This is a genomic window from Isoalcanivorax indicus (genome assembly GCF_003259185.1).
Taxonomy (GTDB): Bacteria; Pseudomonadota; Gammaproteobacteria; order Pseudomonadales; family Alcanivoracaceae; genus Isoalcanivorax; species Isoalcanivorax indicus.
The window spans coordinates 100,436-124,757 of sequence record NZ_QGMP01000004.1; the positions used below are offsets into that span (position 1 = coordinate 100,436).

35 protein-coding genes are annotated in these 24,322 nt (G+C 60.1%); 2 read left to right on the forward strand and 33 right to left on the reverse strand.

The features are described 5' to 3' along the window. Positions 1-105: 105 nt before the first annotated feature. Both uvrA and DKW65_RS14950 read left to right on the forward strand, forming a co-directional pair. Entirely contained in the window at positions 106-2,958 is a 2,853-nt protein-coding gene (uvrA, locus tag DKW65_RS14945; RefSeq protein ID WP_111658234.1) for an excinuclease ABC subunit UvrA, read from the forward strand. A gap of 114 nt (positions 2,959-3,072) precedes the next feature. Further along, positions 3,073-3,876 (forward strand): hypothetical protein, encoded by an 804-nt coding sequence (locus tag DKW65_RS14950; protein WP_162925904.1) that lies wholly within the window; start codon positions 3,073-3,075, stop codon positions 3,874-3,876. 45 nt (positions 3,877-3,921) lie between these two features. On the opposite strand, the gene DKW65_RS14955 is transcribed toward DKW65_RS14950, so the two are convergent. The 33 genes from DKW65_RS14955 to rpsL all read right to left on the reverse strand — a co-directional run bounded on the left by DKW65_RS14955 (position 3,922) and on the right by rpsL (position 24,132). Further along, complete coding sequence (locus tag DKW65_RS14955; RefSeq protein ID WP_162925905.1) at positions 3,922-5,064, reverse strand: hypothetical protein; 1,143 nt, start codon at positions 5,062-5,064, stop codon at positions 3,922-3,924. Positions 5,065-5,661: 597 nt separating this feature from the next. Then, complete coding sequence (gene rplQ / locus DKW65_RS14965) at positions 5,662-6,057, reverse strand: 50S ribosomal protein L17 (RefSeq protein WP_111658238.1); 396 nt, start codon at positions 6,055-6,057, stop codon at positions 5,662-5,664. A 68-nt stretch (positions 6,058-6,125) separates the two neighbouring features. Next, positions 6,126-7,133, reverse strand: a complete 1,008-nt coding sequence (locus DKW65_RS14970; protein WP_111658239.1) for a DNA-directed RNA polymerase subunit alpha — start codon at positions 7,131-7,133, stop codon at positions 6,126-6,128. 20 nt (positions 7,134-7,153) lie between these two features. Beyond that, on the reverse strand, positions 7,154-7,780 hold the full coding sequence (gene rpsD, locus DKW65_RS14975) for a 30S ribosomal protein S4 (protein WP_111658240.1): 627 nt from the start codon (positions 7,778-7,780) through the stop codon (positions 7,154-7,156). A gap of 16 nt (positions 7,781-7,796) precedes the next feature. Next, the gene (gene rpsK, locus DKW65_RS14980) at positions 7,797-8,195 is read right to left on the reverse strand and encodes a 30S ribosomal protein S11 (protein ID WP_111658241.1); all 399 of its coding nucleotides are present in this window, start codon (positions 8,193-8,195) and stop codon (positions 7,797-7,799) included. A gap of 20 nt (positions 8,196-8,215) precedes the next feature. Continuing rightward, a complete protein-coding gene (gene rpsM / locus DKW65_RS14985) occupies positions 8,216-8,572 on the reverse strand; it encodes a 30S ribosomal protein S13 (protein WP_111658242.1) in 357 nt (118 codons plus the stop codon). Between the two features lie 132 nt (positions 8,573-8,704). Beyond that, positions 8,705-8,821, reverse strand: a complete 117-nt coding sequence (gene rpmJ, locus DKW65_RS14990) for a 50S ribosomal protein L36 (RefSeq protein WP_008740001.1) — start codon at positions 8,819-8,821, stop codon at positions 8,705-8,707. Between the two features lie 18 nt (positions 8,822-8,839). Beyond that, on the reverse strand, positions 8,840-10,213 hold the full coding sequence (gene secY, locus DKW65_RS14995; RefSeq protein ID WP_111658243.1) for a preprotein translocase subunit SecY: 1,374 nt from the start codon (positions 10,211-10,213) through the stop codon (positions 8,840-8,842). Positions 10,214-10,228: 15 nt separating this feature from the next. After that, positions 10,229-10,663, reverse strand: a complete 435-nt coding sequence (rplO, locus tag DKW65_RS15000; RefSeq protein WP_111658244.1) for a 50S ribosomal protein L15 — start codon at positions 10,661-10,663, stop codon at positions 10,229-10,231. A 2-nt stretch (positions 10,664-10,665) separates the two neighbouring features. Beyond that, positions 10,666-10,851 carry a 50S ribosomal protein L30 gene (rpmD, locus tag DKW65_RS15005; protein WP_111658245.1) on the reverse strand — a complete coding sequence of 62 codons (186 nt, stop codon included), beginning with the start codon at positions 10,849-10,851 and terminating at the stop codon, positions 10,666-10,668. Between the two features lie 23 nt (positions 10,852-10,874). Beyond that, the gene (gene rpsE / locus DKW65_RS15010) at positions 10,875-11,372 is read right to left on the reverse strand and encodes a 30S ribosomal protein S5 (protein WP_111658246.1); all 498 of its coding nucleotides are present in this window, start codon (positions 11,370-11,372) and stop codon (positions 10,875-10,877) included. Between the two features lie 11 nt (positions 11,373-11,383). Continuing rightward, the gene (gene rplR, locus DKW65_RS15015) at positions 11,384-11,734 is read right to left on the reverse strand and encodes a 50S ribosomal protein L18 (protein ID WP_111658247.1); all 351 of its coding nucleotides are present in this window, start codon (positions 11,732-11,734) and stop codon (positions 11,384-11,386) included. Positions 11,735-11,751: 17 nt separating this feature from the next. Then, entirely contained in the window at positions 11,752-12,285 is a 534-nt protein-coding gene (gene rplF, locus DKW65_RS15020; RefSeq protein ID WP_111658248.1) for a 50S ribosomal protein L6, read from the reverse strand. Positions 12,286-12,316: 31 nt separating this feature from the next. After that, positions 12,317-12,712, reverse strand: a complete 396-nt coding sequence (rpsH, locus tag DKW65_RS15025; RefSeq protein WP_111658249.1) for a 30S ribosomal protein S8 — start codon at positions 12,710-12,712, stop codon at positions 12,317-12,319. Positions 12,713-12,750: 38 nt separating this feature from the next. After that, entirely contained in the window at positions 12,751-13,056 is a 306-nt protein-coding gene (gene rpsN, locus DKW65_RS15030; RefSeq protein WP_111658250.1) for a 30S ribosomal protein S14, read from the reverse strand. 9 nt (positions 13,057-13,065) lie between these two features. Continuing rightward, entirely contained in the window at positions 13,066-13,605 is a 540-nt protein-coding gene (rplE, locus tag DKW65_RS15035; protein WP_111658251.1) for a 50S ribosomal protein L5, read from the reverse strand. A gap of 15 nt (positions 13,606-13,620) precedes the next feature. Beyond that, complete coding sequence (gene rplX, locus DKW65_RS15040) at positions 13,621-13,935, reverse strand: 50S ribosomal protein L24 (protein WP_111658252.1); 315 nt, start codon at positions 13,933-13,935, stop codon at positions 13,621-13,623. A 14-nt stretch (positions 13,936-13,949) separates the two neighbouring features. Continuing rightward, entirely contained in the window at positions 13,950-14,318 is a 369-nt protein-coding gene (gene rplN / locus DKW65_RS15045; RefSeq protein ID WP_111658253.1) for a 50S ribosomal protein L14, read from the reverse strand. Positions 14,319-14,345: 27 nt separating this feature from the next. Next, positions 14,346-14,615: a 30S ribosomal protein S17 gene (rpsQ, locus tag DKW65_RS15050; protein WP_111658254.1), complete on the reverse strand. Its 270-nt coding sequence runs from the start codon at positions 14,613-14,615 to the stop codon at positions 14,346-14,348. A gap of 2 nt (positions 14,616-14,617) precedes the next feature. Then, positions 14,618-14,809 (reverse strand): 50S ribosomal protein L29, encoded by a 192-nt coding sequence (gene rpmC / locus DKW65_RS15055; RefSeq protein WP_111658255.1) that lies wholly within the window; start codon positions 14,807-14,809, stop codon positions 14,618-14,620. Between the two features lie 3 nt (positions 14,810-14,812). Next, a complete protein-coding gene (gene rplP / locus DKW65_RS15060; RefSeq protein ID WP_111658256.1) occupies positions 14,813-15,226 on the reverse strand; it encodes a 50S ribosomal protein L16 in 414 nt (137 codons plus the stop codon). A 13-nt stretch (positions 15,227-15,239) separates the two neighbouring features. Next, complete coding sequence (gene rpsC, locus DKW65_RS15065; RefSeq protein WP_111658257.1) at positions 15,240-15,929, reverse strand: 30S ribosomal protein S3; 690 nt, start codon at positions 15,927-15,929, stop codon at positions 15,240-15,242. 4 nt (positions 15,930-15,933) lie between these two features. After that, positions 15,934-16,278 carry a 50S ribosomal protein L22 gene (gene rplV / locus DKW65_RS15070; protein ID WP_111658258.1) on the reverse strand — a complete coding sequence of 115 codons (345 nt, stop codon included), beginning with the start codon at positions 16,276-16,278 and terminating at the stop codon, positions 15,934-15,936. A 15-nt stretch (positions 16,279-16,293) separates the two neighbouring features. Continuing rightward, positions 16,294-16,569 (reverse strand): 30S ribosomal protein S19, encoded by a 276-nt coding sequence (rpsS, locus tag DKW65_RS15075; protein ID WP_111658259.1) that lies wholly within the window; start codon positions 16,567-16,569, stop codon positions 16,294-16,296. A 16-nt stretch (positions 16,570-16,585) separates the two neighbouring features. Further along, a complete protein-coding gene (gene rplB / locus DKW65_RS15080; protein WP_111658260.1) occupies positions 16,586-17,413 on the reverse strand; it encodes a 50S ribosomal protein L2 in 828 nt (275 codons plus the stop codon). A 12-nt stretch (positions 17,414-17,425) separates the two neighbouring features. After that, positions 17,426-17,722: a 50S ribosomal protein L23 gene (gene rplW / locus DKW65_RS15085; RefSeq protein ID WP_111658261.1), complete on the reverse strand. Its 297-nt coding sequence runs from the start codon at positions 17,720-17,722 to the stop codon at positions 17,426-17,428. Continuing rightward, positions 17,719-18,321, reverse strand: a complete 603-nt coding sequence (gene rplD / locus DKW65_RS15090) for a 50S ribosomal protein L4 (RefSeq protein WP_111658262.1) — start codon at positions 18,319-18,321, stop codon at positions 17,719-17,721. Before rplD ends, rplW begins: the two co-directional genes overlap by 4 nt. Before the next feature lie 15 nt (positions 18,322-18,336). Next, positions 18,337-18,972, reverse strand: coding sequence for a 50S ribosomal protein L3 (rplC, locus tag DKW65_RS15095; RefSeq protein ID WP_111658263.1), 636 nt, complete (start codon positions 18,970-18,972; stop codon positions 18,337-18,339). Between the two features lie 44 nt (positions 18,973-19,016). Further along, positions 19,017-19,328, reverse strand: coding sequence for a 30S ribosomal protein S10 (rpsJ, locus tag DKW65_RS15100; protein WP_008739947.1), 312 nt, complete (start codon positions 19,326-19,328; stop codon positions 19,017-19,019). A 254-nt stretch (positions 19,329-19,582) separates the two neighbouring features. Continuing rightward, positions 19,583-20,776 (reverse strand): elongation factor Tu, encoded by a 1,194-nt coding sequence (tuf, locus tag DKW65_RS15105; RefSeq protein ID WP_111658264.1) that lies wholly within the window; start codon positions 20,774-20,776, stop codon positions 19,583-19,585. A gap of 59 nt (positions 20,777-20,835) precedes the next feature. Continuing rightward, on the reverse strand, positions 20,836-22,938 hold the full coding sequence (gene fusA / locus DKW65_RS15110; protein WP_111658265.1) for an elongation factor G: 2,103 nt from the start codon (positions 22,936-22,938) through the stop codon (positions 20,836-20,838). A 73-nt stretch (positions 22,939-23,011) separates the two neighbouring features. Beyond that, entirely contained in the window at positions 23,012-23,482 is a 471-nt protein-coding gene (gene rpsG / locus DKW65_RS15115; RefSeq protein ID WP_111658266.1) for a 30S ribosomal protein S7, read from the reverse strand. 275 nt (positions 23,483-23,757) lie between these two features. Further along, entirely contained in the window at positions 23,758-24,132 is a 375-nt protein-coding gene (rpsL, locus tag DKW65_RS15120; RefSeq protein WP_111658267.1) for a 30S ribosomal protein S12, read from the reverse strand. Positions 24,133-24,322 lie beyond the last annotated feature (190 nt).

Below are 24,322 nucleotides of genomic sequence, written 5' to 3' on the forward strand. Positions count from 1 at the left end.
ATATTCTGTCACCACAACCCGGCACTCTCCTGATCCTCACATGCCTGTCACTAGGCTGAACGATTCCTTATACTACCCTGTCATTTTGACCAGTACCGGATGCCCATGGACAAGATCCTGGTGCGTGGCGCGCGCACGCACAATCTGAAGAACGTCGACCTCGATATCCCTCGCGACAAGCTGGTGGTGATCACCGGGCTGTCCGGCTCGGGCAAGTCATCACTGGCCTTCGACACACTGTACGCCGAGGGACAGCGCCGCTATGTGGAGTCGCTGTCCACCTACGCACGGCAGTTCCTGTCGATGATGGAAAAGCCCGATGTCGATCATATCGAAGGCCTGTCGCCCGCGATTTCCATCGAGCAGAAATCGACCAGCCATAACCCGCGCTCCACGGTCGGTACCATTACCGAAATCTACGACTATCTGCGCTTGCTCTACGCCCGTGTCGGTGAGCCACGCTGCCCCGAACACGACGCACCGCTGGCCGCCCAGACCGTCAGCCAGATGGTGGACCAGGTGCTGGCCATGCCCGAGGGCAGCAAGTTGATGTTGCTCGCGCCTGTCGTGCGCGACAAGAAAGGCGAACACCTGCATCTGTTCGATCAACTGCGTGCGCAGGGTTTCGTACGTGCGCGCGTTAATGGCCGCGTCACCGATCTGGACGATGTGCCGGAACTCGACAAGCAGAAGAAGCACACCATCGAAGTCGTTGTAGATCGCTTCAAGGTACGCGCCGACCTGCAGAATCGTCTGGCCGAATCCTTCGAGACGGCACTGGAGCTGGCCGACGGCATCGCCGTGATCGCACCGATGGAAGGCCATGATGCCGAGGTCGTCTTTTCTGCACGCTTCGCCTGCCCACACTGCGGCTACAGCATCCCGGAACTGGAGCCACGGCTGTTTTCCTTCAACAATCCAGCGGGCGCCTGCCCGACCTGCGACGGCCTGGGCGTCAAGCAGTTCTTTGATGAAGACAAGGTGGTCATCCAGCCCTCCGCCTCCCTGGCCGAAGGCGCTATTCGTGGCTGGGATCGTCGCAACGTCTACTATTTCCAGATGCTGACATCGCTGGCCAGCCACCTGGGCTTTGCCATCGATACACCGTTCAACAAGCTGCCGAAAACCGTACGCCGCAAGATACTCCATGGCACTGGCAACGAGACCGTGGAGTTCCGCTATCTCAATGATCGCGGCGATATCGTCAAGCGCAAGCATCCGTTCGAAGGCATCATCCCGAACATGGAACGGCGCTACCGCGATACCGAATCCGACGCCGTCCGTGAGGACCTGGCCAGCTTCCTGAGCACCTCGGACTGCCCGGACTGCGGCGGCTCGCGTTTGCGGGAATCTGCTCGCCATGTGTTTATCAACGGCCGCAACCTGCCGGATGTCGTGCGCCTGCCGGTGGGCAAGGCCAGCGACTATTTCGGCAAGCTGAAACTGCCAGGCCACCGGGGCGAGATCGCCGACAAGATTCTCAAGGAAATTCGCGAGCGCCTGCAGTTCCTGGTCAACGTGGGCCTGGACTACCTGTCCCTGGCACGCAATGCCGACACTCTGTCGGGCGGCGAAGCCCAGCGTATCCGCCTGGCCTCACAGATCGGGGCCGGCCTGGTCGGCGTCATGTATGTGCTGGACGAACCCTCCATCGGGCTGCACCAGCGCGACAATGAGCGCCTGCTGCAAACCCTGACGCGCCTGCGCGACCTCGGCAACACCGTACTGGTGGTGGAACACGACGAAGATGCCATCCGCGGCGCCGACCATGTCATCGACATCGGCCCCGGGGCCGGTGTGCACGGTGGCGAAGTGATTGCCCAGGGTACGGCCAAACAGATTGCCGCGAATCGCAAATCACTCACCGGCGATTATTTGTCCGGCCGCAAGGGGATCGCCATCCCGGCCAACCGGGTCAAACCGGACGGTCGCTGGCTGACCCTGGAAGGCGCCACCGGCAACAATCTCAAGGATGTCACCCTGAAGCTGCCTCTCGGGCTGTTTACCTGTGTGACCGGCGTCTCCGGGTCTGGCAAATCCACACTGATCAATAACACGCTCTATCCCGTCGCCGCCACGGAACTCAATGGCGCCACCACCCTGCGAGCGGCGGCCCATTCGCACATTGACGGCATGGATCAGTTCGACAAGGTCATCGATATCGACCAGAGCCCCATCGGCCGCACACCGCGCTCTAACCCGGCTACCTACACCGGCCTGTTCACGCCAATCAGGGACCTGTTCGCCGGCACCCAGGAAGCCCGTGCACGGGGTTACAAGGCGGGCCGCTTCAGCTTCAACGTACGCGGCGGCCGCTGCGAAGCCTGCCAGGGCGACGGCGTCATCAAGGTCGAGATGCATTTCCTGCCAGATATCTACGTGCCCTGCGAGGTCTGCCACGGCAAGCGCTACAACCGGGAAACGCTGGAGATTCTCTACAAGGGCCGCAGCATCTATGAGGTGCTGGCAATGACGGTCGAGGACGCTCGGGAATTCTTTGACGCAGTCCCGGCGCTGGCGCGCAAGTTGCAGACACTGATGGATGTGGGCCTGAGCTATATCACTCTGGGACAGGCCGCTACCACGCTTTCCGGCGGTGAAGCACAACGGGTCAAGCTGGCGCGGGAGCTGTCCAAGCGGGACACCGGACGGACGCTTTACATCCTCGACGAGCCCACCACCGGGCTGCACTTTCATGACATCCAGCAGCTACTGACCGTGCTGTTCCGTCTGCGCGACCACGGCAACACCATCGTCGTGATCGAACACAACCTGGACGTGATCAAGACAGCGGACTGGGTCGTGGACCTGGGCCCCGAAGGGGGCGACGGTGGCGGGCAGATCATCGCCGAAGGTACGCCGGAGGACGTGGCAAAGGCCAAGGGCAGTCATACAGGGCGCTTTCTGAAAGGTATGCTGCCGGCGGCATCTCCTTCCAGACGCAAGAAGCAGGCCTGAGCGGCGCAACACGCTATCGCCTCTATACCCATCAGCGCCACTCGACGCTACACTGAACAGCCCCCGGCGGGGAGAACCGGGGGCTGCTGTCAGATACACGCTATGGGGATCATCATGTCATTTCATATCCGAACTGTGCTGCCCGTAATTGGCGGCCTCGTACTCCTGGGCGGCTGCCAGGGGCTCGGCAACCTGTCCGAGAACATGAGTTGCAACGAAATCTGTGTTCAGGACCATCCCTCATTTCCGGAAGACCAGGCCGTGCTGGCCGAACTGAATACTCTGGTCGTACTGGAACCCGATTTTGTCACGGAAGTCCGTGCGGGTAACGGCGAGGTTCTGGAGCGTATTACACGCATGGAGCACGCCGGCCTGGATTTTTGGGAAACTGTGGAGCGACACGGGAACGCCTACGGCTTCACGCAAAGCTACCTGCCCTACTCCGAAGACCATGCAGCACCTGTTGCGGCACTGCACGCCGCCATTTGGGCAGACGAAGTCCAGGTAGAACAGCTACGCAGGGGGCAAAGCGCGAACCCCTTTGCCAGCAAGGACCTCGGGGCACCTACCCAAGTGGAGCAGGTATCCCTTGACGATGACCTGCGAGCCATATTGCCTGATCAACACTGCTGTTTGATGATCACACGCCATCGGGGCTGGAGGCTGACCCGCGGCAGTGCCACCAGCAGCCAGATCGCTGACGCCATTTCCCATTCTTTTGGTACCGGCGCCAGAGGTTTCAATGCTACCGCCGATGCGGTGATCGACGCCGCAGTGATCGATGTGGAAAGCGGGGCAATTCTCTGGTCTGCGCGCCTGATCGGTCCGGACGATCCAGCCAGATGGCGCAGCATCATCGCCCGCTACTACAACCCGGTTAATAACGCCGCCCTCGCTCAGCGCCGCGCCGCTCGTTGAGCGACATCGGCAGAAAGAGGCGGGGCGACAACCGATGGTTATGCTCTAGAAAAGCGGGCCCTGGCAGCTGCCTGTCGTATAGTTGGCGCCATAAACGTATACGCACTGGACGTTGACGCCGCTCGCCCCTGCGCTGTGCGTGTAATGGGTAGAACCCAGCTGACTTGCGCCTACCCGGACAATGCCCCCGGCATCGGACAGGCGCAAGAAATGATCGCTGGCGCCACCATTGCCGCTGATCAGCACTGAGTGGTTAACATTGATGCGCGCCGTGGACGACCCCACAAACAAGGGGTCTCGCGTGGCTGACCCCGTCAGGGTAATGCGCGTCTGATCCAGGTTGACGATCGGGTTGCTACCGCCCAGCCGCACGCCCATCAGTGTGCCGCCATTATTGTGCGCGACAACACGCAGGTTCCTGGCATTGATGGCGTTATTGCTGCCCGTGATCATTTCCAGTGCATAGGCGGTGGTGGCACTGCTGCCAGCCATATCGATGCGCAAACCATCAATATTGACCACCGAATTACTGCCCGCTATGGATAGCGACGCCTGGGTGTTGCCACTGAGGTTGTGCAGGATACGCGAGTTGCGTACCAGCAGCGACGCGCCGCTTACGGCTATTCCGGGCTGCACCGAGGTGCCCGTGCCGCCTACCAGTATCTCGACGTTGGTCACGCTCGCATTGGCGATGCTCGTGGCACGCAGTGGCGCCGCACCCGTGGCGCTACCGGTGGCGGCCAGCGTCACATCACTGACCCCGGAGTTGTTCGCCAATATCACGGTGTTAGACCCGTTACCAGTGATGCGCGTCGCACCGGGGCCAGCCCCCTGAATATAGACATGCGGCGACAGCGTCGCGGCGCTGCCACCGATGTTGAAAACGCCGGGCGCCAGACGGACCAGATACTGATTGCTGGCGCTCGGCGCGCCATTGATGGCTGAGAGAGACGCCGGATCCAGCGCATCCAGCAGAAGGCTCCCACTGACCGTATCGCTGGCACCAGGTACCCGATTGACGTTGATGATGTTGCGCGGGGCCGCGTACTCGAAATTCTCATTGACCTCATCGGCCAGCGCCGGATCACCGGGAGAGAAAATATGCGGCATGCCCGCCGCTCCGGCATTCAGCGCGGGCATCAACAGCAGGGCAAGCACCGCTGCTGACCAAATTGGCTGTCCATTCATGAGCCTTGACTCCCTTGTGTTGTGGCCTGTACCAAGGCTGAGCTCAGCACCAGCTATTGCCGTCCCAGTCGAAATCGCCCCATTGGCTTTCACAGGGGCCCGCGGGGTCTGGCGGTGCGTCACCCCCACCACCGGAAGCACCGCCACCGCAGCCCGTCAGGATCGTGACAGCGACGCTTAGCAGAAGCATGTGGCGCAAATAGCCCAGGGGGTGCCGGTTATCCATTACGGCTGCGGTTATCACGATGATGTCTCCAGTAGTCCGCTCGCGTCTTCCTGAGTCCTGACCTTCATTAGTCCTGATTAGGGCGAACAGGGCGGCCACGAACAAGGCCATACTCCGGCCAGCGTTGATCGACGGGATGCCACAGGCATCAGACCGTGAGGCCGGGCGCATCGGCCGCGAGCGGCGTTGCATACCGGGAAACATTCGGGGAGGTCAGACAGGGAGCTCAGACAGGAGAGGCACGACGGGAGATCACAAAAACGAAAAAGGCCGGGCGAGTGCCCGGCCTTTTTCTTGAAGTGCTGTCTTGAAGCGCAGTCTTGACGCTATTTCACGCCGATGGGCGCCTGCACAGCGCCCTTTACTGAGACTTATTCGGCCTCAGCAGTCTCGGCAGCAGCGCCAGCCTGCGGACGATCCACCAGCTCGACGTACGCCATAGGCGCGTTGTCGCCGGCACGGAAGCCCATCTTCAGGACGCGCATGTAACCACCCGGACGGCTCTTGTAGCGCGGGCCCAGTTCGTTGAACAGGATGCCCACGGCTTCTTTCGAGCGAGTGCGGGAGAACGCCAGACGACGGTTGGCCACGGAGTCTTCCTTGGCCAGCGTGATCAGGGGCTCGGCTACACGACGCAGTTCCTTGGCTCTCGGCAAGGTCGTCTTGATAGCACCGTGTTCGAACAGCGACACCGCCATGTTGCGGAACATCGCGGCGCGATGTGCGCTGGTCCGGTTGAATTTTCTGCCACTTTTGCGATGACGCATGGTTCCAATTCCTTCATTCGGGGCGTCTCACGACGCCCGCTTGACTATCGATAATGTGCCAGCGCCTCTCAGCGCAGTTTGCTGGTCAGGCGGTCGTCGTCACGCAGGCTGGCCGGCGGCCAGCTTTCCAGACGCATACCCAGCGACAGACCCTTGGAGGCCAGAACGTCCTTGATCTCGGTCAGGGACTTCTTGCCCAGGTTCGGGGTCTTCAGCAGCTCTACTTCAGTGCGCTGAACCAGATCACCGATGTAGTAGATGTTCTCAGCCTTCAGGCAGTTGGCCGAACGCACGGTCAACTCGAGATCGTCAACCGGACGCAGCAGGATCGGATCAACTTCCTCACGCTCCTGTTTCGGCTCCGGTTTGCGGTCCTGCTCGAGGTCCACAAATACCGCGATCTGCTGCTGCAGAATGGTGGCAGCACTGCGAATCGCGTCTTCCGGGTCAATCGTCCCGTTGGTTTCGAGGTCGATGACCAGCTTGTCCAGGTCAGTGCGCTGTTCAACCCGGGCAGCTTCCACCACATAGGCCACACGCATGACAGGGCTGTAGCTCGCATCAATCTGCAGACGGCCAATACCACGGGTCTCGTCGTCCTCGCTAACGCGCGCATCTGCCGGCACATAGCCACGACCGGAGGTCACCTTGAGCTTCATTTTCAGCTCGGTGTCACCAGTGATGTTGCAGATCACGTGGTCAGGGTTGACGATCTCGACGCTGTGATCGCGCTGAATATCGGCAGCAGTGACAACACCCGGCCCTTTTTTGGCCAGTTCCAGGTTGGCTTCACCACGGTCGTTCAGGCGCAGTGCCACACCTTTGAGGTTCAGGAGGATGTTGATCACATCTTCCTGAACGCCCTCGACGGAGGAGTACTCGTGCTGGACCCCGTCGATTTCCACCTCGGTGATCGCAGCCCCATGCATGCTGGACAGCAGGATGCGGCGCAGCGCCGTGCCCAGGGTATGGCCGAAACCACGCTCCAGAGGCTCGAGCACGACCTTGGCATGTGTTGGGCTGATCGCGTTGATCGCGATCGAGCGAGGCGTGAGAAAGTCGTTCACGGCGGTCATAGGGCTCCCTCAGGCTGTCCTTACTTGGAATACAGCTCGACGATCAGGTTCTCGTTGATCTCGGCCGGCAGGTCGATGCGCTCGGGCAGGGCCTTGAAAGTCCCCTCGAGTTTTTTCTCGTCCACTTCAATCCAGCTGGCGAAACCACGCTGCTGGGCCAGGTCCATGGCGTTCTTCACGCGCAACTGGTTTCTGGCCTTCTCACGCACGGAAACCACGTCACCCGGACGCACCTGGTAGGATGCCACATTAACGATCTGGCCATTGACCAGGATCGCACGGTGGCTCACCAGCTGGCGCGCCTCGGAGCGGGTGGCACCGAAGCCCATACGGTATACAACATTGTCCAGACGGCCTTCCAGCAGCTGAAGCAGCACTTCGCCGGTGGCACCGCGTGAACGAGCGGCTTTCTTGTAATAGCCGCGGAACTGTTTCTCCAGCACACCGTACATACGGCGCACTTTCTGTTTTTCGCGCAGCTGCACGCCGTAATCGGACAGACGACCCATGCGGCGGCTGGCAGCAGCCTGGCCGGGCGCCTGTTCCGCCTTGCACTTGGAATCCAGAGGGCGAATACCGCTCTTCAGAAACAGATCAGTGCCTTCACGACGGGAAAGCTTGCACTTGGGACCGATGTATCTTGCCATCTTGCTCTAACTCCCGTTACACGCGGCGTTTTTTCGGCGGCCGGCAGCCGTTATGCGGAATCGGTGTGACGTCAGAAATGCTGGTGATCTTGTAACCACAGGCATTCAGCGCACGCACCGAGGATTCACGACCCGGACCCGGGCCCTTGACCCGCACTTCCAGATTCTTCAGACCGTAGTCCTTGGCGGCATTACCCGCGTTCTCTGCGGCCACCTGGGCTGCGAACGGGGTGCTTTTGCGCGAACCACGGAAACCGGCACCACCCGAGGTCGCCCAGGACAGCACATTGCCCTGACGATCAGAGATGGTGATGATGGTGTTGTTGAAGGACGCGTGTACGTGCGCAATCCCGTCCGCCACCGTCCGGGTAACCTTCTTGCGACGAGCGCCGCTGTCTTTCTTTGACTTTGCCATGATGCCTACCCGAATTCAGTTTACTTGCGGATCGGTTTACGCGGGCCCTTACGGGTCCGGGCGTTGGTCTTGGTACGCTGGCCACGCAGTGGCAGACCACGACGGTGGCGAATGCCCCGGTAGCAACCCATGTCCATCAGACGCTTGATGTTCATGCTCACTTCCCGGCGCAGGTCACCTTCCACCGACAGTTTGGCCACTTCGCCACGGATCACGTCCAGCTGCTCTTCAGACAGCTCACGGATCTTGGCGGTCGGCGCAATGCCGCTGGCAGCACAGATCTTCTGTGCAGTGGTACGGCCAACCCCGAAGACGTAGGTCAGCGAGATTACCGCATGCTTGTTGTCCGGGATGTTTACGCCTGCTATACGGGCCATCCAAATTTCTCCGCTTAACGCAACTGTTCAATGCCGGTGCAGGCCAGAGGCCCGGAAAAGCGCCGCATGGTAGCGGCAGACCGACATATTTTCAACTTAACCTTGATTCCGGGACCCCTCGGGGCCGCCGAATCAGCCCTGACGCTGCTTGTGCCGCGGCTCGGCGCTGCAAATCACCATCACCCGCCCCTTACGGCGAACGATCTTGCAGTTACGGCACACCTTCTTGACTGACGCCTGAACCTTCATTGCTCTCGCCTCTACTCGTTAGCGCACCAGACCGGTGCCGCCATAGCCTTTCATGTTCGCCTTCTTCATCAGCTTCTCGTACTGGGTGGACATCAGCTGGGCGTTGACCTGAGCCCAGAAGTCCATAACCACCACAACCACGATCAGCAGGGACGTACCACCCAGGTAGAAGGGCACGTTCCAGATGCCCTGCAGGAACAGGGGCAGCAGGCACACCAGGGTCATGTAGGTGGCACCTACCAGGGTCAGACGACCCATGACCGTATCAATGTAACGCGCGGACTGCTCACCCGGACGAATCCCCGGGATATACGCACCCGACTTCTTCAGGTTATCCGCCACATCTTTCGGGTTGAACATCAACGCCGCATAGAAGTAGCAGAAGAACACAATACCCAGCGTAAACAGCAGGATATACAGCGGCGACCCGGGCATCAGTGCATCGGTGGTCGCACGCATTGCGTTCGCCCACCAGCCATCACCGGTACCGCCTGTCCACTGGGCGATAGACGCCGGGAACAGCAGGATCGAGCTGGCGAAGATCGCCGGGATCACACCCGCCATGTTGACCTTCAGCGGCAGATGGCTCTGCTGGGCGGCGTACATGCGGCGACCCTGCTGCCGACGGGCGTAGTTCACCGTGATCCGTCGCTGGCCGCGCTCGAAGAACACCACCGCGTAGACCACAGCCACCGCCACAATCATGACCAGCAGCATGATCAGCAGGTTCAGCTCGCCCTGGCGCGACGCTTCAAACGTCTGCGCGATGGCGCCCGGAAGCCCCGCTACGATACCGGCGAAAATCAGCATCGAAATACCGTTACCGATACCGCGCTCGGTGATCTGTTCACCCAGCCACATCAGAAACACTGTACCCGTGACCAGCGAGGTTACCGCGACAAAATAGAAAGACGCGATTTCCATCGTGGCGGCGTTTTCAGCCACCAGGGTCACATTCTGGCTATACAGACCGGCGGCAACACCGAAGGACTGCACCAGCGCCAGCACCACCGTCAGATAACGGGTGTACTGGGTAATCTTGCGGCGCCCCTGCTCGCCTTCCTTCTTCAGCTGCTCCAGGGTGGGGTTCACCGCCGTCAGCAACTGAATCACGATGGCGGCCGTGATATACGGCATCACGCCCAGGGCAAAGATGCTCATGCGCTCCAGTGCACCACCGGAAAACATGTTGAACATCGCCAAGACAGTGTCACGGTTCTGGTCAAACAGGCGCGCCATGGCGTCCGGGTTGATCCCCGGCACCGGTATGTGCGCGCCAATCCGGAACACCACCAGAGCACCCAGCAGGAACCCGATACGCCGCCACAGCGTCCGCATTGCGGTGCTGTCCGGGGCATTCTGGTTCAGTGTCTGTGCACGATTCCTGGCCATGATGGGCTGCCTGTATTATTCCTCGATTTTACCGCCGGCCTGCTCGATCGCCGCCCGTGCACCACGCGTCACCATGACGCCGCGCACAGTCACAGCACGATCCAGCTCACCGCTGAGTACGATCTTGGCGCGGGTCATGTCGCGACGGATGATGTTGGCCTTCTTCAGGCTGTCCAGATCCACCACGTCACCGTCTACCGCTGCCAGCTCGGACAGACGCACTTCAGCAGTGGTCATGGCCTTGCGCGACGTAAAGCCGAATTTCGGCAGACGACGCTGCAGCGGCATCTGACCACCCTCGAAACCGGGCTTCACAGTGCCGCCAGACCGGGACGTCTGACCTTTGTGACCACGACCACCGGTCTTGCCCAGACCGCTGCCGATACCACGACCTACTCGCTTGCCGGACGGGCGCGCACCGGCGCCGGGGCTCAGTTCATTCAGGCGCATCATTACTCTCCTTCAACCTGAACCATGTACGAGACCTTGTTGATCATGCCGCGTACCGCAGGAGTATCTTCAACCTCAACCGTGTGGCCGATCCGGCGCAGGCCGAGACCACGCACGCAGGCCTTGTGCTTTTCCAGCCGGCCCGCGGTGCTCTTCGTCTGGGTTACCTTGATCTTGTTAGCCGCCATCGCTCTGCTTCCGGTTAATTCGCTTAGTTCAGAATCTCTTCCACGGTCTTGCCGCGCTTCGCCGCCACCGCTTCAACGGAGGACATCGCACGCAGACCCTCGAAGGTTGCCCGCACCACGTTCACCGGATTGGTGGAACCGTAGCACTTGGCCAGAACGTTCTGCACGCCGGCCACTTCCAGCACCGCACGCATCGCACCACCGGCAATCACACCGGTACCGTCAGAGGCCGGCTGCATGTACACCTTGGAGGCGCCATGGCGAGCCTTGATCGGGTGCTGGATGGTGCTGCCGTCCAGGTCAACATGAATCATGTTGCGGCGGGCAGCTTCCAGCGCTTTCTGGATGGCAGCCGGCACTTCACGTGCCTTGCCGCGGCCGAAGCCGACCTTGCCTTTGCCATCGCCCACCACGGTCAGCGCGGTAAAGCCGAAGATACGGCCACCCTTGACCACCTTGGCAACCCGGTTCACCTGAACCAGCTTTTCCTGCAGACCTTCGTTGGGATCAACCTTCGCCATAACCAGTACCCTTAGAATTCAAGCCCGTTTTCACGCGCCGCATCGGCCAGCGCCTTCACCCGGCCATGGTATTTGAAGCCGGAACGATCAAAGGCGACGCGCTCAACGCCAGCTGCCTTGGCCCGCTCGGCGATCAGCTTGCCCACCGCCGCAGCGGCGTCGGCGTTGCCGGTCGCGCTGCCACGCAGATCCTTTTCGACGGTGGAAGCCGTAGCCAACACCTTGTCGCCTGCCGCCGTAGTCACCTGAGCATACATGTGGCGCGGCGTGCGATTTACACACAGACGGAACTCACCCAACTCGCGAATCTTCATCCGGGTGCGTTTCGCTCTGCGCTGACGTGCTTCTCTTTTGTCTTTCATGACTTCAGTCTCGACGGTTATTTCTTCTTGGCTTCCTTGCGGCGAACTTGTTCGCCGGCATAACGGACGCCCTTACCCTTGTACGGCTCAGGCGGGCGGAAGCCACGTACATTGGCGGCCACCTGGCCAACCAGCTGCTTGTCGACACCCTTGAGGACAATTTCTGTCTGCGTCGGGGTTTCTGCGGTCACACCTTCCGGCAGCTCGTAAGCCACGGGGTGGGAGAAACCAAGAGACAGGTTCAGAACCTTGCCTTGCGCCTGGGCACGATAACCAACGCCTACCAGCTCAAGCTTGCGCTCGAAGCCAGCGGACACGCCAGTCACCATATTCTGAAGCAGCGCGCGTGTCGTACCGGCCAGAGCCCAGGCTTGCTGTGCTTCTTTCGCCGGACGGAACGTGATCACGCCGTCTTCTACAGCCACAGTCACCAGTTCGTGCACCGTGTGTTCCAGGGAGCCTTTGCTACCCTTGACGGTGACGTTCTGGCCGTCGATCTTGACATCGACGCCCTGCGGCAGTTTTACAGGATCTTTCGCTACTCGTGACATTGCTGCACCTAACCCGTTTATGCCGCTATCGTCAGGACACTTCGCAAATCAGCTCGCCGCCAACATTGGCCTTGCGTGCTGCGCGATCGGTCATAAAGCCCTGGTTGGTGGAAACGATCATCACGCCCAGACCGCCTTTCACCTTCGGAATCTCACCGGCGCCCTTGTAGATGCGCAGACCAGGGGAGCTCACCCGCTTGATCTTCTCGATCACCGGGCGGCCTTCAAAATATTTCAGCTCGATGGTCAGGGTCGGCTTCTTGTCGTCGCCGCCTACCTGATAGTCACCGATATAACCCTCATCCTGCAGCACCTTGGCAATGGCCACCTTGCTAGTGGAAGACGGAATGTCTACCGAGACCTTGTTTGCCATCTGCGCATTGCGAATACGGGTAAACATATCCGCCAGGGTATCTTGCATGCTCATGCTGCTGTCGCTCCGCTACTCATGCCCTTGCGGGCGTCTTACCAGCTGGACTTCACCAGGCCCGGTACGTCACCGCGCATGGCGGCTTCCCGCAACTTGTTACGACCCAGGCCGAACTTGCGGTATACACCGTGCGGACGCCCGGTGATCCGGCAGCGGTTCCGCTGACGGGTACGGGCGGAGTCACGGGGCAGCTTCTGCAGCTGCACCTGGGCATCCCACTTGGCTTCCGCTTCCGCATTCGGGTCACGGATAATCGCCTTGAGCTCGGCACGCTTGGCAGCATACTTGGCAACCAGCTTGGCGCGCTTCTGCTCCCGGTTTTTCATAGAGACCTTAGCCATGCTTCTCTCTCAACCTTTCATCGGGAAGTTGAAGGCGCGCAGCAGCGCGCGGGCTTCTTCATCGGTCTTCGCCGTGGTGGTAATGGTAATGTCCATACCACGCAGCTTGTCGACCTTGTCGTACTCAACCTCCGGGAACACGATCTGCTCGCGCAGCCCCATGGAGTAGTTGCCACGACCATCGAATGACTTGGCGTTCAGACCACGGAAGTCCCGCACTCGCGGGATCGCCACGTCGACCAGGCGGCCAAGAAATTCATACATACGCTGGCGACGCAGAGTCACCTTGCAACCGATCGGCCAGCCTTCACGGATCTTGAAGCCCGCCACGGATTTGCGTGCGTTGTTCACGATCGGCTTCTGGCCGGAGATCGCGGTCATGTCGGACAGTGCGCCCTCCATCGCCTTGCGGTCCTGGGCAGCCTCACCCACACCCATGTTCAGGGTGATCTTGGTGATTTTCGGCACTTCCATCACGTTCTTGTACCCAAACTCCTTGAGGAGCTTCGGCACGATCTCTTTCTCGTAAACTTCTTTCAGAGTGCTCATGCTTCACCCAACCTCTCAGGCGCCGACTACTTCGCCATTGGATTTGAAGTACCGGACCTTGTTGCCGTCCTCTACCCGGAAGCCCACGCGGTCAGCTTTCTCGGTTGCCGGATTCCAGATCGCAACGTTGGACGCTTCGATGCTGGCTTCCTTCTCGATGATGCCGCCCTGAATCCCACGCTGCGGATTGGCACGCGTGTGCTTCTTGACAATATTTACGCCAGAGACGAGCAGGCGACCATTGGTCAGGACTTTCGTGACCTTGCCGCGCTTACCTTTGTCTTTACCGGCGATTACGATGACTTCGTCATCACGCTTGATCTTGAGCATTACCTCACCCGCCTTTACAGAACTTCAGGTGCCAGGGAGATGATCTTCATGAACTGCTCGGTACGCAGTTCCCGGGTCACCGGGCCGAAGATCCGGGTACCGATCGGCGCCTTGTTGTTGTTCAACAGGACCGCGGCATTTTCGTCGAAACGAATTACTGAACCATCCGGGCGACGTACGCCCTTGCGAGTCCGCACCACTACAGCGCTCATCACGTCACCTTTCTTGACGCGACCACGCGGAATCGCTTCCTTCACAGTGACCTTGATGATGTCACCAATGCCGGCGTAGCGGCGGTGTGACCCACCCAGCACCTTGATGCACTGGACCCGGCGCGCGCCGCTGTTGTCGGCCACTTCGAGCATGCTTTCGGTCTGAATCATCGTCTATCTCTCCAAAGCAACGCCGGATCAGGCTTGTTGAGCCTGCTCTACCACACTGACCAGCATCCAGGTTTTACGCCGGGACAGCGGACGACACTCCTCGATGGTGACCAGGTCACCCTCGCGGCACTGGTTGTCCTCGTCATGCGCCATAAGCTTGGTGGAGCGACGAATGAACTTGCCGTAAAGCGGATGCTTTACCTGGCGCTCTACCAGCACAGTGATGGTCTTGTCGCCCTTGTTAGAGACAACCTTGCCGGTCACCGTACGCTTCAGTTTCTGATTCGCTTCGGCCATGACTATTTACCCTGCTTCTCTTTGAGGACGGTCTTCACACGCGCGATATCACGGCGTACTTCACCGATCTGGTGCGTCTGCGACAACTGCCCGGATGCCTGCTTCATGCGCTGCTTGAACTGTTGCTCCAGCAGACCATTGAGCTCGCCCTGCAGCTCCTCAACACTTTTGTCTCTCAGCTCGCTTGCTTTCATGGCTTACATCACCGTCCGAGTCACGACACGGGTGCTGACCGGCAGCTTCGCCGCGGCCAGACGGAATGCCTCGCGGGCCACTTCGTCTGCCACACCTTCCATTTCATACAGCATCTTGCCCGGCTGGATCTGAGCCACCCAGTACTCGACGCTACCCTTACCTTTACCCATACGCACTTCAAGCGGCTTCTTGGTGATCGGTTTGTCCGGGAACACCCGGATCCAGATCTTGCCACCACGCTTGACGTGACGAGTCATGGCACGACGAGCGGCTTCGATCTGACGCGCGGTCAGTCGACCCCGGCCAGTAGCCTGGAGACCGATGGTGCCGAATGACACCTTGGAGCCCCGTTGTGCCAGGCCGCGGTTACGGCCCTTCATGACTTTCCGGAATTTCGTACGCTTTGGCTGCAACATCGTTCGCTACCCTTTAGCCACGGCCACGCTTTTTGGGCGCCTTGACCTGCTTCTCTTCCTGCGCCTGTTCCATGCCACCCAGGATCTCCCCGCGGAAGATCCACACCTTGATACCAATGGTACCGTAGGTGGTTTCAGCACGAACGCTGGCGTAGTCGATATCCGCACGCAGCGTATGCAGCGGCACACGGCCCTCACGGTACCACTCGGTACGCGCGATCTCTGCACCGCCCAGACGACCGGACACCTGCACCTTGATACCTTCAGCACCCGCCTTCATGGCGTTCTGCACAGCGCGCTTCATGGCGCGGCGGAACATCACCCGGCGCTCAAGCTGACCGGCAATGTTGTCACCTACCAGACGGGCATCCAGGTCGGGCTTGCGCACTTCCTCGATGTTGATGTGCACAGGCACACCCATCTGCTCGGCAACGTCCTTGCGCAGACGCTCGACATCTTCACCTTTCTTGCCGATCACGATGCCCGGGCGTGCCGTGCTGATCGTGATACGTACATTCTCGCTCGGACGCTCGATCTTGATCTTGCTGACCGACGCGTTCTTCAGGCGCTTGTGCAGGTAGTCACGGACCTTGAGGTCAGTAACCAGATAGTCGGCGTAGTGCTTCGGGTTCGCGTACCAGAGCGAATTGTGCTCCTTGACGATACCCAGGCGAATGCCGACCGGATGAACTTTCTGACCCATCTGATTACTCCTCGCCTTCCGACACTTTGACGGTGATGTGGCAGGTGCGCTTGGTGATGCGATCAGCGCGGCCCTTGGCACGCGGCTTGATGCGCTTCAGCGACATACCCTCATCCACAAAGATCGTGGACACCTTCAGCTCATCCACATCAGCGCCATCGTTGTTCTCCGCGTTGGCGATTGCGGACTCCAGCACTTTCTTGACAATCTTGGCCGCCTTCTTCGGGCTGAACGCCAGCACATTAAGTGCCTGCTCAACCTTCAGACCGCGCACCTGGTCAGCAACCAGACGGGCCTTCTGCGCCGAGATTCTTGCCCCGCGAAGGCGGGCTGCAACTTCTGTCGCCATGCTCGTCACCCACCCTTACCGCTTGGACTTCTTGTCCACAATGTGCCCGCGGAAGTTGCGGGTCAGGGCGAACTCGCCCAGCTTGTGGCCAACCATATGTTCTGACACCAGCACAGGAACGTGCTGCTTGCCGTTGTGTACCGCGATGGTCATGCCGACCATCTCCGGAATGATCATGGAGCGGCGCGACCAGGTCTTGACCGGCTTACGCGAGTTGCTCTCTACCGCTTCCTCCACCTTCTTCAGAAGGTGGTGATCCACAAAAGGACCTTTTTTCAGTGAACGTGGCACAGCCTAGTCCTCTCTGTTACTTCGCCCGACGATCGCGAACGATCATCTTGCGGGTACGCTTATTGGTACGGGTTTTGTGACCTTTGGTCGGCACACCCCAGGGCGTCACAGGGTGACGACCACCGGAGGTACGACCTTCACCACCACCATGCGGGTGATCCACCGGGTTCATGGCCACACCACGCACCGTCGGACGCACACCACGCCAGCGGGATGCACCGGCCTTACCCAGAGACCGCAGGCTGTGCTCGCTGTTCGAGACTTCGCCCAGGGTCGCACGACACTCAGCATGCACCTTGCGCATCTCGCCGGAGCGCAGACGCAAGGTAACGAACTCGCCGTCCTTCGCCAGCACCTGCACTGAGGTACCGGCAGAGCGCGCCAGCTGGCCACCCTTGCCCGGGCGCATTTCCACGTTATGCACTGTGGAACCCAGCGGGATGTTGCGCAGCGGCAGCGCGTTGCCCGGCTTGATCGGAGCATCCTGACCGGAGCGCACCTTGTCACCCGCCTTCAGGCCTTTGGGCGCCAGAATGTAGCGGCGCTCGCCATCGGCGTACTTCAGCAGTGCAATGTGCGCAGAACGGTTCGGATCATACTCCAGACGCTCGACTTCTGCGCCCACTCCGTCCTTGTTGCGACGGAAATCGATCACCCGATACTTCTGCTTGTGACCACCACCCTTGTGACGGGTCGTGATCCGGCCATTGTTATTACGGCCGCCATTCCGGGTCTTGCTTTCGGTCAGCGGACCGTAAGGCGCACCTTTGTGCAGCTCCTCACTGACCACCTTGACCACAAAGCGGCGACCCGGGGAAGTAGGTTTACACTTCACGATAGCCATGACTCGTTACCCCTACTCAGCAGCCAGAAAATCAATGTCCTGGCCCGCCTGCAATGAGACGTAAGCCTTTTTCCAGTCGCTGCGCTTGCCCTGAACCCGGCCAAACACCTTGCGCTTGCCCTTTACGTTCAGCGTCTGAATCGCTTCGACCTTGACATCAAACAGCTGCTCTACAGCTTTCTTGATCTCACGCTTGGAGGCGTCGCGCGCCACCTTGAACACATACTGGCCGTTCTTGTCTGCCACCACGCTGGCCTTTTCGGACACGTGGGGAGCAAGCAGGACCTGGAAGATACGCTCCTGGTTCATGCCAACGCCTCCTCAAGCTTCTTCAGAGCCGGCACGGTCACGAGCACCTTCTCGAAAGCGATCAGGCTGACCGGATCCACACCCTGCACATCACGCACGTCGACGTGCGGCAGGTTGCGGGCAGACAGGAACAGGTTCTCGTCCACCTGATCAGCAACAATCAGCACGTTGTCCAGACCCAGCGCCTTCAGTTTTTCCTGCAGGGCCTTGGTCTTCGGGGCATCCAGGGCAAACTCGTCAACCACAACGAGACGCTCCTGACGCACCAGCTCGGACAGGATGCACTGCAGGGCGCCGCGGTACATCTTGCGGTTCACCTTCTGCTCGTAATCCCGCGGCTTGGCCGCAAAGGTCACACCACCGCTGCGCCAGATCGGGCTGCGGATGGTGCCGGCGCGAGCGCGACCGGTACCCTTCTGACGCCACGGCTTCTTGCCGCCGCCGCTAACTTCTGAACGGGTTTTCTGTGCCTTGCTACCCTGACGGCCGCCAGCCATAAAGGCGACAACCACCTGGTGCACCAGCGGCTCGTTGAAGTCTTTGCCGAAGGCGACTTCAGACACAGAAACTGTTCCTCCAGAGGCAGTATTGAGATTCATCCTCTATATCCTCTCTCAGGCCTTCGCCTTCACTGCCGGGCGCACGATCACGTCGGCACCGGTGGCGCCGGGCACAGCGCCCTTGACCAGCAGCAGATTCTTTTCGGCATCAACGCGCACCACTTCCAGATTCTGGACGGTGACGCGCTCAGCACCCATGTGACCAGCCATCTTCTTGCCCTTGAACACGCGACCCGGGGTCTGGTTCTGGCCGATGGAGCCCGGAGCACGGTGGGACAAGGAGTTACCGTGCGTGGCATCCTGGGTGCGGAAGTTCCAGCGCTTGACCACGCCCTGGAAGCCCTTACCCTTGGAAATGCCTGTCACATCAATAATCTGACCCGGCTCGAAGATCTCAACAGAGATCTCGCCACCAGCAGCCAGCTCACCCGGCTCAGCACGGAATTCCCAGATGCCACGACCAGCCTCGACACCCGCTTTCGCGAAATGCCCGGCCGCCGGACGGGTAACCCGACTTGCACGACGCTCGCCAGTGGTGACCTGCACCCCCTGATAACCGTCTGTCTCTTCGGTTCTGATCTGGGTGATCCGGTTAGGAGTCACCTCGATAACGGTAACCGGAATGCTGGTGCCATCTTCGCTGAACACCCGGGTCATTCCGCATTTCCGACCGACTACACCAATAGCCATTGTCTACCTCTTCACAACCTGCCACGCCTGCGCGCAGCGTGCCGTTATCCCAGGCTGATCTGCACGTCCACGCCAGCAGCCAGATCCAGCTTCATCAGCGCGTCTACGGTCTTGTCCGTAGGCTCGACGATGTCCACCAGGCGCTTGTGGGTGCGAATCTCGTACTGATCCCGCGCATCCTTGTTCACATGCGGAGAGACCAGCACCGTAAACTTTTCCTTGCGCGTCGGCAGGGGAATAGGCCCCTGGACCTGCGCGCCGGTCCGCTTTGCCGTATCCACGATCTCCTGGGCAGATTGATCGATCAGACGATGATCAAACGCCTTGAGACGGATTCGGATTCGTTGGTTAGCCATAGCTAACTAGCTCCAGACTGTTCAAACCATGCTTCAGATGGCAAAAAACCCGCCCGCCCTTCCTTTCTGGAGGCGGTGGGTGGCAAATCAGTCCCGGGAACGATGCCCCGGTTGTTCTCGCCCTTCCAACCTGGAAGGTGCCGTTACCGGCGCGGAACCCGCTTACTAGGCAGAAGTCCCGACGAGAGGGCGCGAATTATATAGAGAAAGAAAGGCCGGGGCAATGCCCCGGCCAAACTTTCGTCCAGATTCGCTTACTCGAGGATCTTGGCCACCACGCCAGCACCCACGGTACGGCCACCTTCGCGAATCGCGAAGCGCAGACCTTCTTCCATGGCGATCGGCGCGATCAGCTTCACCGTCATCTTCACGTTGTCGCCCGGCATGACCATCTCTACGCCTTCCGGCAGGTCACACGCACCCGTCACGTCCGTCGTACGGAAGTAGAACTGCGGGCGATAGCCGTTGAAGAACGGGGTATGACGACCGCCTTCTTCCTTGCTCAGCACGTATACTTCGGCTTCGAAACCGGTGTGCGGCTTGATCGTGCCCGGCTTCGACAGCACCTGGCCACGCTCAACGTCGTCACGCTTGGTGCCACGCAGCAGCACGCCCACGTTCTCGCCCGCACGACCTTCGTCCAGCAGCTTGCGGAACATCTCAACGCCAGTACAGGTCGTCTTGACGGTGTCCTTGATGCCGACGATTTCCACTTCCTCGCCCACTTTCACCACGCCGCGCTCTACACGACCGGTCACCACGGTACCGCGACCAGAGATCGAGAACACGTCTTCGATCGGCATCAGGAAGGCGCCGTCGATGGCACGCTCCGGCTCAGGAATGTACTCGTCCAGGGTCTCTACCAGCTTCTGGACCGCCGGGGCGCCAATCTCGGACTGGTCACCTTCCAGCGCCTTCAGGGCAGAACCCTTGATGATCGGGGTGTCGTCGCCCGGGAAGTCGTAGGCGCTCAGCAGCTCACGCACTTCCATCTCAACCAGTTCCAGCAGCTCTTCGTCGTCTACCATGTCGGCCTTGTTCAGGAACACGACAATGTAGGGAACGCCAACCTGACGGGACAGCAGGATGTGCTCGCGGGTCTGCGGCATCGGGCCATCGGCAGCCGATACCACCAGAATCGCGCCGTCCATCTGCGCCGCACCGGTGATCATGTTCTTCACGTAATCAGCGTGACCCGGGCAGTCAACGTGCGCGTAGTGGCGCGTCGGGGAGTCGTACTCAACGTGAGAGGTAGCGATGGTAATACCGCGGGCACGCTCTTCCGGAGCGTTGTCGATCTGGTCGAACGCACGCGCTTCGCCAGTACCGAACGCTTCGTGACAGACCTTCGTCAGGGCTGCCGTCAGCGTGGTCTTGCCATGGTCAACGTGACCAATGGTGCCTACGTTCAAATGCGGTTTGCTACGTTCAAACTTTGCCTTTGCCACGATCTGTATCCTCTTCGACTCAAGTCTTGTCCAAATTCAGTGAGGGTGAAGCCCGGGGATCAACCCCGGGCCTTGATCACCTGCTCTGCCACGTTGTTCGGTGCTTCCGCATAGCGGATGAACTCCATGCTGTAGGTCGCACGGCCCTGGGAAGCCGAACGCAGCGATGTGGAGTAGCCGAACATCTCCGCCAGAGGCACTTCTGCACGCACCTGCTTGATGCCGCCATGCAGATCTTCCATGCCCTGAACGATGCCACGGCGACGGTTCAGGTCACCCATGATGTCGCCCATGTAGTCTTCCGGTGTCTCTACCTCGACCTTCATCATCGGCTCGAGCAGCACGATGCCAGCACCGCGCGCACCTTCACGCACCGCCAGTGCACCGGCCATACGGAAGGCGTTCTCGTTGGAATCCACCTCGTGGTAGGAACCATCGTAGAGGACCGCTTTCACGCCCAGCACCGGGAAGCCTGCCAGCACACCAGACTGCAGCTGCTCGCGAATACCCTTCTCGATAGCACCGAAGTATTCCTTCGGCACCACACCACCGTGAATTTCTTCGGCGAAGATGAAGGCGTCTTCAGAGTCCGCACCCAGCGGCTCGAAGCGCACCCGCACATGACCGTACTGACCACGACCACCCGACTGCTTGACGAACTTGCCTTCCGCCTCGACAGACTTGGTGATGGTTTCGCGATAAGCCACCTGCGGCGCACCAATATTGGCTTCTACGTTGAACTCGCGCTTCATGCGGTCAACGATGATCTCCAGGTGCAGCTCACCCATACCGGAAATGATGGTCTGCCCGGATTCTTCGTCGGTGCGCACGCGGAAGGACGGATCTTCCTGAGCCAGACGGCTCAGTGCCAGACCCATCTTTTCCTGGTCTGCCTTGGACTTCGGCTCCACGGCCACAGAAATCACCGGCTCCGGGAACTCCATACGCTCGAGAATGATCGGCTTGTCGAGCGCACACAGGGTTTCACCGGTGGTGACGTCTTTCATGCCCACGCAGGCGCAGATATCGCCCGCACGGACTTCCTTGATCTCTTCACGGCTGTTGGCGTGCATCTGCAGCAGACGACCCACGCGCTCCTTCTTGTCCTTGGTGGCATTAAGCACCGTATCACCCGAGGACAGAACACCGGAGTAGCAGCGAATGAACGTCAGCGAGCCCACAAACGGGTCGGTGGCAATCTTGAACGCCAGAGCAGAGAACGGCTCGTTGTCCGAGGAATGACGCTCGGCCGGCTCACCGTTGAGCAGCTCACCACGGATGGATTCAACATCATCCGGGGCCGGCATGTAGCGCACGACCGCATCCAGCAGCGCCTGCACACCCTTGTTCTTGAAAGCCGTACCACAGAACGCCGGAATGATCTCACCCGCCAGCACGCGACCGCGCAACGCCTTGTAGATCTCTTCCGGGGTCAGCTCTTCGCCGCCGAGGTACTTTTCCATCATCTCTTCGTCAGACTCGGCAGCGCTCTCGACCAGCTTCTCGCGGTACTCCGCAACCTGGTCAGCCATCTCTGCCGGCGGCTCCTTCAGATCGAAGGTCACACCCATGTCTTCTTCGTTCCAGTACACCGCTTCCATGGTGACCAGGTCGACGATGCCCTTGAAGTTCTCTTCCTGACCGATCGGCAGCTGCATGACCACCGGATTGGCCGCCAGGCGAGTCTTCATCTGCTCAACAACACGCAGGAAGTTGGCGCCAGTGCGGTCCATCTTGTTGACGAACGCCAGACGCGGCACCTGGTACTTGTTGGCCTGACGCCATACGGTCTCGGACTGCGGCTGTACACCGCCCACAGCGCAGTACACCATCACCGCACCGTCCAGTACACGCATGGAGCGCTCCACCTCAATGGTGAAATCCACGTGCCCGGGGGTGTCGATGATATTGATGCGGTGCTCGTCAAACTGCTTGGCCATGCCACTCCAGAAGCAGGTCGTGGCCGCAGAGGTAATGGTGATACCCCGCTCCTGTTCCTGTTCCATCCAGTCCATGGTGGCCGCGCCATCATGCACTTCACCGATCTTGTGGGATACGCCTGTGTAGAACAGGATCCGCTCGGTGGTGGTGGTCTTGCCAGCGTCAATGTGAGCGCTGATACCGATATTTCTGTAGCGATTCAGAGGAGTCTTGCGTGCCACGTTGCTATCCTCGCGTCATGCTGCGAATTCAAAAACCGGCCTGACATCAGGCCGGTTACAAAGATGGAGCCGATCAGAAACGGTAGTGCGAGAACGCCTTGTTGGCTTCCGCCATACGGTGCACGTCTTCACGCTTCTTGATGGCGGAGCCCTTGCCGTCAGCGGCATCCAGGATCTCGCCTGCCAGGCGAGCCGCCATGCTCTTCTCGCCACGCTTGCGGGCGGAATCCACCAGCCAGCGCATGGCCAGCGCGGTACGGCGGCTCGGCCGCACTTCTACCGGCACCTGGTAGGTAGCACCGCCCACACGGCGGGACTTCACTTCCACCATCGGGCGAATGGCGTCGAGGGCCTTCTCGAAGAATTCCAGCGGCTCGGCTTTCTTGCGCTCTTCCACCACGTCCAGGGCACCGTATACGATGCGCTCGGCCACCGACTTCTTGCCGGATTCCATAACGTGGTTGATGAACTTGGCCAGCAGCTGACTTCCGAACTTCGGATCAGGCAGGATTTCACGTTTTGCTGCGACGCGTCTTCTTGGCATCGGATGTGTTCCTCATACACCCCCGCAGGGCGGGGAAGGCTTCAGGGTTAACCGGGACCGTGTGCTCTGGGAGACCACCGCCCGACCTTACTCATCCCGCCGCAAGCCTCTGGCTCACGGTAGTCTGAACGGGGCACCTGCCCCACGCCGGATTTACCGGCGCTTCTTACCAATGCGCCGCAGGGCGCCTGAGCGCACTGCGGCAGCAAATTCGGGCTCTCACCCGTGCTACGGACGCCTCACGATGACGCCGCAGCAAAGCGTTGCCAGCGACCTTACTTCTTCGGACGCTTGGCGCCGTACTTGGAGCGGCGCTGCTGGCGACCATTCACGCCGGCGGTGTCCAGGGTGCCGCGCACGGTGTGATAACGCACACCGGGCAGATCCTTTACACGACCGCCGCGGATCAGTACCACGGAGTGCTCCTGCAGGTTATGACCTTCACCACCAATGTAGGAGGTGACTTCATAGCCATTGGTCAGGCGCACACGGCAGACCTTGCGCAGGGCCGAGTTCGGCTTCTTCGGGGTCGTGGTATACACCCGGGTGCATACGCCGCGACGCTGGGGGTTGCCCTGAAGGGCCACCGAATCACTTTTTTCGACCTTGCTCTTGCGCGGTTTGCGCACCAGCTGGTTAACGGTTGCCATGAAAACTAACGCTCCACGCTTACAATACTGTGACGATGACCGGACAAGCCCCAGGGGAATCCGCCATCCAAAGGGGAGCGAATTCTAGGAACGACCCCGCCGCAAGTCAAGCGGCGGGGGATCGGGTCTCTCATTTTTCCGGCTGAAGCCGGGCATTTTCCGACCGGAGCCGGGCTGATTCCGCCCTCCG